At 70.5% G+C, this 10,666-nt stretch carries 9 protein-coding genes, 3 pseudogenes and 1 riboswitch; of the genes and pseudogenes, 10 read left to right on the forward strand and 2 right to left on the reverse strand.

Features of this window, described 5'->3' with window-relative positions; all coding sequences use genetic code 11:
• Positions 1–103: 103 nt before the first annotated feature.
• Positions 104–1,028 (reverse strand): annotated as a pseudogene (locus I5E_RS21480) (tetrahydrofolate dehydrogenase/cyclohydrolase catalytic domain-containing protein).
• Positions 1,025–2,308, reverse strand: coding sequence for a serine hydroxymethyltransferase (glyA, locus tag I5E_RS08845; RefSeq protein WP_083857916.1), 1,284 nt, complete (start codon positions 2,306–2,308; stop codon positions 1,025–1,027). The pseudogene I5E_RS21480 and the gene glyA overlap by 4 nt, the downstream one beginning before the upstream one ends.
• A gap of 60 nt (positions 2,309–2,368) precedes the next feature.
• A riboswitch (ZMP/ZTP riboswitch) is annotated at positions 2,369–2,454 on the reverse strand.
• A gap of 37 nt (positions 2,455–2,491) precedes the next feature.
• On the opposite strand from glyA, the gene clpS reads away from it, so the two are divergent.
• The 10 genes and pseudogenes from clpS to I5E_RS08910 all read left to right on the forward strand — a co-directional run.
• The gene (clpS, locus tag I5E_RS08850) at positions 2,492–2,779 is read left to right on the forward strand and encodes an ATP-dependent Clp protease adapter ClpS (RefSeq protein WP_022906660.1); all 288 of its coding nucleotides are present in this window, start codon (positions 2,492–2,494) and stop codon (positions 2,777–2,779) included.
• Positions 2,776–3,252, forward strand: a complete 477-nt coding sequence (locus I5E_RS08855; protein ID WP_022906661.1) for a DUF2017 family protein — start codon at positions 2,776–2,778, stop codon at positions 3,250–3,252. Before clpS ends, I5E_RS08855 begins: the two co-directional genes overlap by 4 nt.
• On the forward strand, positions 3,249–3,374 hold the full coding sequence (locus I5E_RS26315; RefSeq protein ID WP_022906662.1) for a hypothetical protein: 126 nt from the start codon (positions 3,249–3,251) through the stop codon (positions 3,372–3,374). The genes I5E_RS08855 and I5E_RS26315 overlap by 4 nt, the downstream gene beginning before the upstream one ends.
• A 12-nt stretch (positions 3,375–3,386) precedes the next feature.
• A complete protein-coding gene (locus I5E_RS08865) occupies positions 3,387–3,812 on the forward strand; it encodes a MarR family winged helix-turn-helix transcriptional regulator (protein ID WP_022906663.1) in 426 nt (141 codons plus the stop codon).
• A gap of 165 nt (positions 3,813–3,977) precedes the next feature.
• The gene (locus I5E_RS08870; protein WP_022906664.1) at positions 3,978–5,330 is read left to right on the forward strand and encodes an MFS transporter; all 1,353 of its coding nucleotides are present in this window, start codon (positions 3,978–3,980) and stop codon (positions 5,328–5,330) included.
• Positions 5,331–5,499: 169 nt separating this feature from the next.
• Positions 5,500–6,330: pseudogene (locus tag I5E_RS23460) on the forward strand (formyltetrahydrofolate deformylase); the annotation flags it as partial.
• A gap of 32 nt (positions 6,331–6,362) precedes the next feature.
• Positions 6,363–6,743, forward strand: coding sequence for a hypothetical protein (locus I5E_RS08885; RefSeq protein WP_022906667.1), 381 nt, complete (start codon positions 6,363–6,365; stop codon positions 6,741–6,743).
• Positions 6,740–8,089, forward strand: a pseudogene (locus tag I5E_RS23465) (FtsW/RodA/SpoVE family cell cycle protein); the annotation flags it as partial. The gene I5E_RS08885 and the pseudogene I5E_RS23465, both read left to right, overlap by 4 nt.
• Positions 8,090–8,171: 82 nt before the next feature.
• Complete coding sequence (locus I5E_RS08905; protein ID WP_022906671.1) at positions 8,172–9,629, forward strand: peptidoglycan D,D-transpeptidase FtsI family protein; 1,458 nt, start codon at positions 8,172–8,174, stop codon at positions 9,627–9,629.
• On the forward strand, positions 9,626–10,666 hold a 1,041-nt coding region (locus I5E_RS08910; protein WP_022906672.1), incomplete at its 3' end, for a protein kinase domain-containing protein. The genes I5E_RS08905 and I5E_RS08910, both read left to right, overlap by 4 nt.

Consider the following 10,666-nt stretch of genomic DNA (forward strand, 5'->3'; position numbering starts at 1 on the left):
ACGTGGTTCGTGAGCAGACGTGGTCGGGTCCGACGACGGGACCCGACCATTTCTGCTCACGAAGCGCACATCGCGGCGCGCACACGCACGCACGCGCACGCCGCTAGTGCAGGTGGCGCTCCGCCGCCTCGACGACGTTCTTCATGAGCATCGCGCGGGTCATCGGGCCGACGCCACCGGGCGTCGGCGACAGGAAGCCCGCGACCGAGGCGACCTCGGGGTCGACGTCGCCGCGCAGCTTGGCCTTGCCCGTCTCCGGCGACACCACGCGGCTGATGCCGACGTCGATGACCGCCGCACCCGGCTGCACCCAGTCGGGTTTGACGTAGTCCGGCGACCCCGGCCGCCGCGACGATGATGTCGGCTCGGCGGCACTCGGCGGCGACGTCCTCGGTGAGCGAGTGCGTCAGCGTCGCGGTGGCCTCGAGCCGGGTGAGCAGCAGGCCGAGCGGACGACCGACCGTCAGCCCCTGCCCGATGATCGTGACGTGCTGCCCGCGGATCGGGACCTCGTACGCCTCGAGCATCGCGACGATCCCTCGCGGGGTGCAGGGCAGCGGCGCGTCGATCGTGCCGGCACCACCGGGCACGGCGAGCACGAGCTCGCCGAGGTTCGTCGGGTGCAGGCCGTCGGCGTCCTTGGCCGGGTTCATCAGCTCGAGCATCGGGATCGGGTCGATGCCCTGCGGCAACGGGAGCTGCACGATGAACGCGGTGACCCGGGGGTCGTCGTTCATCTGCAGGATCGCAGCCCGGATGTCGGCGGCCGACGCGGTCTCGGGCAGGTCGATGCGGACCGAGTCGAGCCCGATCTGCGCGGAGTCGCGGTGCTTGCCGGCGACGTACGACACCGAGCCGGCGTTCTGGCCGACCATGATCGTGCCGAGACCGGGGCGGAACCCGTGGTCGTGCAACCGGTCGATGCGGACCTTCAGGTCGTCGAGCGTGCGGGCGGCGAGGGCGGTGCCGTCGATGCGGACGGCACTGCCCTCGCCTGCCCAGCGCTCACGAGGGAGCGCGGCGCTCACGCGTAGAGCGGGAACGCGTCGGTCAGGGCCTTCACCCGCGCCGAGAGCGCTTCGATGTCCGGGTTCGGCATGAGCGTCAGCGCGATGATGTCGGCGACTTCGGTGAACTCGGCGTCCCCGAAGCCGCGCGTGGCGAGCGCCGAGGTGCCGATGCGGACACCCGAGGTGACCATCGGCGGGCGCGGGTCGAACGGCACGGAGTTCCGGTTCACGGTGATGCCGACCTCGTGCAGGAGGTCCTCGGCCTGCTTGCCGTCGACCTCGGAGGTGCGCAGGTCGACGAGCACCAGGTGCACGTCGGTGCCACCGGTCAGGACGTCGATCCCGGCGGCCTTCGCGTCGGCCTGCGTGAGGCGGTCCGCCAGCAGACGGGCACCGCGGAGCGTGCGCTCCTGGCGGTCCTTGAACTCCGGGGTGCCGGCGAGCAGGAACGCGGTGGCCTTCGCGGCGATCACGTGCATGAGCGGGCCGCCCTGCTGCCCCGGGAACACGGCCGAGTTGAGCTTCTTGAACAGCGTCTCGTCGTTGGACAGGATGATGCCGGAGCGGGGGCCGGCGAGCGTCTTGTGCACGGTCGAGGACACGACGTGCGCGTGCGGGACCGGGGACGGGTGCAGGCCCGCCGCGACGAGCCCGGCGAAGTGCGCCATGTCGACCCAGAGCTTCGCGCCGACCTCGTCCGCGATCTCGCGGAACTTCGCGAAGTCGAGCTGGCGGGGGTACGCGGACCAGCCGGCGATGATGACCTTCGGCTGGTGCTCGACGGCCTTCGCACGGATGTCGTCGTAGTCGACCTCGAAGGTCTCCGGGTCGACGCCGTAGGACACCGCGTTGTAGATGCGGCCGGAGAAGTTGAGCTTCATGCCGTGGGTGAGGTGCCCACCGTGCGCGAGCTCGAGCCCGAGGATGGTGTCGCCGGCGGAGGCGATGGCGTGCAGGACGGCGGCGTTCGCGGTCGCGCCGGAGTGCGGCTGGACGTTGGCGTACTCGGCGCCGAAGAGGGCCTTCGCACGGTCGATGGCGAGCTGCTCGGCGACGTCGACGTACTCGCAGCCGCCGTAGTAACGCTTGCCCGGGTAGCCCTCGGCGTACTTGTTCGTGAGGACGGAGCCGACGGACTCGAGGACGGCGCGCGGCACGAAGTTCTCGGACGCGATCATCTCGAGGGTGTCGCGCTGCCGGCCGAGCTCCTGCTCGAGCACGCGGGCGATCTCGGGGTCGACCTCGCTGAGCGGGGCGTTGAAGCTGGACTGCGTGGTCGCAGCGGGCAGATCGGTGATGGACACGGGACTCCTCGTTGTCTGTCCCGTCGCGCGCGTGCACGACGGAGGTGGACGGTTGGGCGCGGCCCAGGCGTACGGCCGCGCACCGTGTCAGGTGTCGCTCCCCGATGGTGACCCATCCAACGCCAGTCGCGACCCCACGATCGTACCGAGCGCACCGGTTCGTGTCACCCTGGAGGCATGACCATGCTCAGCCCCGACGTCGACGAGCGGACGACGACCCGCTCCGACACCCCCTGGGTGACCGTGGTCTGGGACGACCCCGTCAACCTGATGTCGTACGTGACCTACGTCTTCCAGTCGCACTTCGGGTTCGGGCGGGCGAAGGCGGAGCGGCTCATGCGCCAGGTGAACGACGACGGCCGCGCGATCGTGGCGACCGGACCCCGCGAGGCGATGGAGGCACACGTCGAGGCGATGCACGGCTACGGACTGCAGGCCTCGGTCGACCGGGCGCCCGCCCCGTGATCCCGTTCGTCCGGCGTGCCGACGGCGTGCACCTCGCCATGTCCTCCGGCGAGCGCGGCGTGCTCACGTCGCTGACCGAGCAGCTGCAGCAGGTGCTCGGCGGGGACGTCGCCGCGGACCCGGTCGCGGCACGGATGTTCCCGGACGCCTACCGCGACGACGCCGAGGCCAGCGCCGAGTTCCGACGCTGGACCGAGTCGGACCTGGTGGCGCGGAAGAGCACGAACGCGGCGACCGTGCACGCGTGGCTCACCGGTGCGCGTGACGGCGCCTTCGACCACGACGACGAGCAGGCCTGGCTGCGCTGCCTGACCGACCTGCGGCTGACCATCGCGGACCGGCTCGGGATCGTGGACTCCGCGACCGAGGAACGGTCGTACACCGCCGACGCGGGCGTCGGACTGCGGGACGTCTACGACTGGCTGGGGTACGTGCAGGAGCACCTGGTCGACACCCTGACCGCGACGCGATGAGCCTCGGCTTCCGTCCGGTCGGCGACGACCTGGAGGCGCTGCTCGCCTTCTCGACGGACGACGGCGCTGGTGGCACGCACTGCGATCAGAAGGAAGCCTTGCAAGTTCGCCTGTCGAAGTAGTACCGTGACGGTATGGATTCGGTCGGCTCGGACGCGCTCGCGGGCGAGCTGCTGACGCTGTACGGCAAGATCCGCCGGACCACCCTCGTCGGCAAGGTCGACGAGGTCACGGCGTCCCAGTCCGCGGCGCTCGGGCGGCTCGTCCGTGACGGTGCGACCACGACCGCCGAACTCGCCCGCGCCGAAGGCGTCCGCCCGCAGTCGATGGGCGCGACCGTGCAGGCGCTCGAGGACCTCGGCCTCGTGACCCGCACGCAGGACCCGACCGACGGCCGCCGGACCATCGTCGCCGCGACGGACGCCGGCCGGACCGCCCGCGCCGAGTCCCACCGCGCCCGGACCCGCCTCCTCGCCGAGCGCCTCACGACGCTCGACCCCGACGACCGCGCCGTGGTCGCCCGCTCCCTCCAGATCCTCGAACCGCTCGTCGAACCGTGACCACCAGGAGGGGCGACCCGCGTCGACCGACGCGAGCCGCGCCTCCTGGCCGTCACGACGCGTCCCGAGTCGCAAAGGCAGCCAGCCACGTCCACCGCAACCGCCTCCACACCCGTCTCCCCCACGGCCGACCCGGAGGGCAGCGGCTTCGGCCCGAAGCTCCTCGTGCCGGTCCTCGTCGGGCCGCTGCTCAACCCGATCAACACGACGATGGTGTCGGTCGCCCTCGCGCCGATCTCCCGTGACCTCGGGATCGGGGCGGCGCAGGCGATCTGGCTCGTCGCGGCGCTCTACCTCGCGAGCGCCGTCGCCCAGCCGACGATGGGGAAGCTCGCCGACCGGTTCGGCCCGAAGAAGGTCTTCCTGACCGGGCTCGTCATCGTCGGGGTCGCCGGGATCGTGCCCGAGTTCCTGACCGGCTTCGGAGGCGCGGTGTTCGCCCGCGTCCTGATCGGCATCGGGACCTCGTCGGCGTACCCGGCGGCGCTGACGACCCTGCGCCAGCACTCCACCCGCATCGGCAAGCCCACCCCGCCGCTCGTGCTCGGCGCGCTCTCGATCACCTCGCTCGTGTCCGCCGCCGCCGGACCACCCCTCGGCGGGGCGCTCATCGCGGCGTTCGGGTGGCACGCGATCTTCCTCGTGAACGTCCCGCTCGCGGTGTTCGGGATCGTCGTGTCCGCGATGTGGCTGCCGTCGGACCGGCTGCGGCCGCGGGAGGACGAGGACGTGCCCGTCCTCACCGCGCTCGACCCGTTCGGCATGCTGCTCATGACGGGGACCGTCTCGGCGCTGCTCGTGTTCCTGCTCGACCTGTCCGCCGGGCTCTGGTGGCTGCTCGGCACGGCTGTCGTGCTCCTGGTGGCGCTCGTGGCCTGGGAGCTCCGAGCGGCGCGACCGTTCGTCGACGTCCGGATGCTCGCGCGGAACGGCGCGCTCTCGCGGACGTACGTGCGCCTGTTCCTCGTGTACATGCTCGCGTACACGATGACCTACGGCTTCTCGCAGTGGGTGCAGGACGTCGCGGGTTACTCGAGCGACGTCGCCGGGTACATCCAGCTGCCCGCGGCCGTCGTCGCCGGGGTCGCGTCGTTCCTCATCGCCCGGAAGACCGCCGTGCGGGGGCCGCTCGTCGTCGCGGCCGTCGTGCCGATCGTCGGCGGGCTGCTCCTGCTCCTGCTGCACACCGGGTCGCCCGTGTTCCTGCTCGTGCTGGCACCGGCGCTCTTCGGGGTCCCGCAGGCGCTGGCGTCGGTGTCGAACCAGGCGGCGCTGTACCGGGTCGTCCCAGCGGCGTCCATCGGCACCGCCGCGGGGCTGTCCCGTACGAGCGTGTACATCGGGGCGATCGCGGCGTCCTCGCTGATCGGCGGGGTGTTCGGCCAGGCTCCGACGACGCCGGACCTGCACGTGCTGGCTTGGGTGATCGTGGGGGTCGCGGTGCTGCTCAGCGTCTTGACGATCGCCGACCGGGCGCTGGCGCGGCCGCTGCCCGCGCCCGCGAGCCGCGCTTCGTGAGCAGGAATGGTCGACTCGCGCCACGGCACCCGACCATTCGTGCTCACGATCCGGCCCGACGGCGCACGATCCGGTCGGACGGCGCACGATCCGGTCCGACGGCAGCCGCAGCCCGACCGGCGGAGCCGCACCGCGCCTCCCGACAGCCCGATCCCGGTACCCTGAACCGGTGACCGACCCGACCGCCCCGAGCGCCACGACCCCCACGCACTGGACCCTCACGCTGGTCTGCGACGACCAGCCCGGGATCGTGCACGCCGTCTCCGGGGCAGTCGTCGCCGCGAGCGGGAACATCACCGAGTCGCAGCAGTTCTCGAGCGCTGACACGAACACGTTCTTCATGCGCCTCCAGGTGATGGCTCCGGTCGACCGCGCCACGTTCGAGGCCGCCCTCGCCCCCGTCGCCGAGCGCTACACCGCGCGCGTCCAGCTCGACCTCGTCGGCCGGCCGATGCGCACCCTCGTGCTCGTGTCGAAGGCGGGGCACTGTCTGAACGACCTGCTCTACCGGCAGCGCGGCGGGCAGCTCCCGATCGAGGTGCCGCTCGTGCTCTCGAACCACGGGGACCTGTCGGAGCTCGCGTCGTTCTACTCCGTGCCGTTCGAGCACCGGCCGGTGACCGACGCGGCGAGCAAGCAGGAGATGGAGCGCCGCGTGCTGCAGGCGGTGGAGGAGCACGACATCGAGCTCGTCGTCCTCGCCCGGTACATGCAGATCCTCTCGCCCGAGCTCTGCGCCGCGCTCGAGGGCCGCGCGGTGAACATCCACCACTCGTTCCTGCCCGGCTTCAAGGGGGCGAACCCCTACCGGCAGGCCCACGCCCGCGGCGTGAAACTCATCGGTGCGACGGCGCACTTCGTCACGAGCGACCTCGACGAGGGCCCGATCATCGAGCAGAACGTCGTGCGGGTGGACCACACGAAGGACCCCGCCGAGCTCGTGTCGATCGGCCAGGACGAGGAGTCCCGCACGCTCACCCAGGCGGTGCGCTGGATCGCCGTCGCCGGGTCTCGTGGACGATCGCGCTCGTCGTGGCGGTCGCCGTCCTCGTCGGTGCCGTGTTCCTCGGCTGGCGGATCATCCAGGACCACTACTACGTCGGGACCGACCGCGGCTCGGTCGCGATCTACAAGGGCGTCCAGCAGTCGATCGGTCCGATCGCCCTGTCCGACGTGTACGAGGACACCGACATCTCGGTGTCCGGACTGCCGGACTACACCCGCGAGAACGTCCGCTCCACCATCAACGCGCAGTCGCTCGACGACGCGCGCGAGATCGTCGAGCGCCTGCGCAAGGCCGCGGCGACCGGACAGGACCAGGCCGGCACCGGCGGTGACGGCAGTTCGCCGTCGCCGACGCCCTCGTCGTCCTCGACCGGGTCGCCGTCACCGTCTCCCGGGGCGAAGCGATGAGCAGCGCCACCGCCCAGTCCTTCACGCAGGCGATCACGATCAAGCTGCGGGAGCCCGCGCGCGCCCGCAACCTCGAGCTCGTGCTGCTGGTGATCGCGTGCGGCATCTGCGCCGGCGCCATGGTGCTCGTGCAGCTCGGCACGAAGGGCAGGCTCTTCGACACCTCGGTGCTGTGGACCGGCGCGGGCATCCTCGGCCTCGCGCTGGTCATGCACGTCGTGCTGCGGGTCGTCGCGAAGAACGCCGACCCGTTCATCCTGCCGGTCGCCCTCGTGCTGAACGGCATCGGGATCGCCGAGATCTACCGCATCGACGTGCACAACGGCCTGACCGGCTGGGGTGCGATCGGCGTGAAGCAGATCGTCTGGACCATGCTCGCGATGGTGCTGGCGATCATCACGGTCTCGGTCGTCCGGAACCACCGGTTCCTGCAGCGGTACCGGTACATCTTCATGTTCCTGACCATCGCGCTGCTGCTGCTGCCGATGCTGCCCGGGATCGGGCTCAACGTGAACGGCGCGCGGGTCTGGATCAAGGTCGGATCGTTCACCTTCCAGCCGGGTGAGCTCGCCAAGATCACGATGGCGCTGTTCTTCGCCGGCTACCTCGTGACCGCGCGGGACTCGCTGTCGATCGTCGGCCGGAAGTTCCTCGGCATGACGTTCCCGCGTGCCCGCGACCTCGGCCCGATCCTCGTGATGTGGGCCGCGGCGATGGGCGTCCTGGTGTTCCAGCGCGACCTCGGCACCGCGCTGCTCTACTTCGGCCTGTTCCTCGTGATGATCTACGTCGCGACGGCGCGACTGAGCTGGGTCGTCATCGGCCTCGCGCTGTTCGTCGGCGGTGCGCTCGTCGCCCAGTCCGTCCTGGTCTACGTGCACGGCCGGTTCGAGCAGTGGCTCGACCCGTTCAACCAGGAGATCTTCACCCGGCAGACGCAGGGCAGCTACCAGCTCGTCCAGGGCCTGTTCGGCTTCGCGAACGGCGGGATCACCGGCACCGGGCTCGGCCAGGGTCGGCCGTACATCACGCCGGTCGCCAACGCGGACTACATCATCGCGTCGCTCGGCGAGGAGCTCGGGCTCATCGGCGTCTTCGCGATCCTCGCCCTCTTCATCATCCTGGCGTCACGAGGCCTGCGGGTCGGGTTCATGGCGCAGGACGACTTCGGCAAGCTGCTCGGCGTGGGCTTCGGCTTCATCATCGCCCTGCAGGTGTTCGTCGTCGTCGGCGGCATCACCCGCGTGATCCCGGTCACCGGCCTGACGACGCCGTTCATGGCCGCGGGTGGTTCGTCCCTCGTCGCCAACTGGATCATCGCCGCGATGTTGCTGCGCCTGACCGATGCATCCCCGCCGAACAGCGTGTGCCACAGGGTGCGATCCCGGCTGCCCGTGGCCGCGGGGCGACCAGGAAGGAGCGCAGCCGGTGAACCGACAGCTCCGCGGTGTCTCGACCGTCATCGTGCTCATGTTCGTCGCACTCTTCGTGTCGACGACGTCCATCCAGTTCTTCTCGGCGGACTCGCTCCGCGCGGACTCCCGGAACTCGAGGACCATCCTCGCCAGCTACTCGACGAAGCGCGGCGCGATCCTCGTCAACGGCAGTCCGATCGCCGAGTCGACCCCGGTGGACGACCAGTACCAGTACCAGCGGAAGTACACGAACGGCGACCTCTACTCCGCCGTCACCGGGTACTTCACGATCGGGCAGGGGAACGCCGGCATCGAGAGCGCCGAGAACACCGTGCTCTCCGGCAACTCCGACGCCTCGTTCTTCCAGAACCTCAACGCGATCCTGACCGGGCAGGACGTCCAGGGCGACAACGTCAACCTGACGATCGACCCCGACGTCCAGCAGGCGGCGTACGACGCGCTCGGCGACAACACCGGCGCGGTCGTGGCGATCCAGCCGAAGACCGGCAAGATCCTCGCGATGGTGTCGAAGCAGAGCTACGACCCGAACACGCTGACGTCGCACGACACGCAGAACGTCATCGACCAGTACAAGGCGCTCGAGACGAACGCGGCGAAGCCCCTGCAGAACCGGGCGATCGGCGGCGACCTCTACACGCCCGGGTCCGTCTTCAAGCTCGTCGTGGCGTCGGCCGCGCTCGAGGGCGGGAAGTACACCCTCGACTCCGAGTTCCCGAACCCCTCGCGCCTGCAGCTGCCCGGTACGAGCACCTACATCAACAACGCCGAGGGCGGCTCGTGCGGCGGCGGCGACAAGGTCAAGCTGCGCACGGCGATCCAGTACTCGTGCAACATCCCGTTCGCGGAGCTCGGGCAGAAGCTCGGCTACGACGCGATCAAGAGCATGGCCGACAAGTACGGGTTCGGCGACGCGATCGAGGTCCCGATGCGCGCCACCGCCAGCCAGTACCCGGACGTCAGCGACGACACCGCGCAGCTGATGCTGAGCTCGTTCGGGCAGGCCAGCGTCCGGGTGTCGCCCCTGCAGATGGCGATGGTCTCCGCCGGGATCGCGAACGGCGGCAAGGTCATGCAGCCCTCGCTCGTCGACTCGATCACCACGAGCGACCTGAAGACCGTCGAGTCGTTCTCCCCGAAGCAGTACAGCGACCCGCTCTCGTCCTCCGAGGCGAGTGACCTCACCGAGGCCATGCAGAGCGTCGTCAGCTCCGGGACCGGCACCAATGCCAAGATCAACGGTGTCGACGTCGCAGGGAAGACGGGCACGGCCGAGAACGGCACGGGCGATCCGTACACACTCTGGTTCACGGGCTTCGCCCCGGCGAAGGACCCCGAGGTGGCCGTCGCGGTCGTCGTCGGGAACGGCGGCGGGCTCGGGCAGTCCGGAGTCGGCAACACGGTCGCGGCCCCGGTCGCGAAGAAAGTCATGGAGGCGGTGCTGAACAAATGAGACCCACCAGCGGACTCACCTTCGGTGGGCGGTACCAACTCTCGTCCCGCGTCGCCATCGGCGGCATGGGAGAGGTGTGGCAGGCCACCGACCTCGTCATCGGCCGGACCGTGGCACTCAAGATCCTCAAGGACGAGTACCTCGGCGACCCGGGCTTCCTCGAGCGCTTCCGCGCCGAGGCCCGCCACGCCGCGCTCGTCAACCACGAGGGCATCGCCAACGTCTTCGACTACGGCGAGGAGGACGGCAGCGCCTACCTCGTGATGGAGCTCGTCCCCGGCGAGGCGCTCTCGACCATGATCGAGCGGGAGCACACGCTGCCGGTCGACAAGGTCCTCGACATCGTCGCGCAGACCGCGAACGCCCTGCAGGCCGCACACGCCGTCGGGCTCGTGCACCGCGACATCAAGCCGGGCAACCTGCTCATCACGCCGGACGGCCGCGTCAAGATCACCGACTTCGGCATCGCCCGCATCGCCGACCAGGTGCCGCTCACCGCGACCGGTCAGGTCATGGGCACCGTGCAGTACCTCTCGCCGGAGCAGGCGAGCGGGCACCCGGCATCGCCGTCGACCGACATCTACTCGCTCGGCATCGTCGCGTACGAGTGCCTGGCCGGACGCCGGCCGTTCACGGGCGAGTCGCAGGTCGCCATCGCGATGGCGCACATCAACGAGCAGCCGCCGGCACTCCCGGGGGACATCCCGGAGCCGGTGTCGGCCCTCGTGATGTCCTGCATCGCGAAGAAGCCCGCCGACCGTCCCGCGACCGCGGCGAACCTGGCCCGTGCGGCACAGGCGCTCCGCCGTGGCGACGTCGCGGCCGCCACCGTCGCCGTCCCGGCCATCGCCGCCGGCGGCACCGTCGCGTTCAACCCACCCCAGGCGCAGGGCAACGACGCGGCGACCGCCCTCATCGGGACGCAGGCCGGTGCCGTCACCGGTGGTCCACGCACCCCGGGCTCGCCGGTCGACGGCGAGGACGAGGAGCCGAAGAAGAAGCGCGCGTGGATCTGGTGGCTCGTGGGGGTCCTCGCG

The organism is Curtobacterium sp. B18 (genome assembly GCF_000333375.1).
In the GTDB taxonomy this organism is placed as follows: domain Bacteria; phylum Actinomycetota; class Actinomycetes; order Actinomycetales; family Microbacteriaceae; genus Curtobacterium.

Bases quoted from the DNA above. Each gene is read 5' to 3' on its own strand.
- clpS (WP_022906660.1), top strand. From the start codon at position 2,492: ATGACCATGCTCAGCCCCGACGTCGACGAGCGGACGACGACCCGCTCC.
- I5E_RS26315 (WP_022906662.1), top strand. From the start codon at position 3,249: ATGAGCCTCGGCTTCCGTCCGGTCGGCGACGACCTGGAGGCGCTGCTC.
- I5E_RS08865 (WP_022906663.1), top strand. From the start codon at position 3,387: ATGGATTCGGTCGGCTCGGACGCGCTCGCGGGCGAGCTGCTGACGCTG.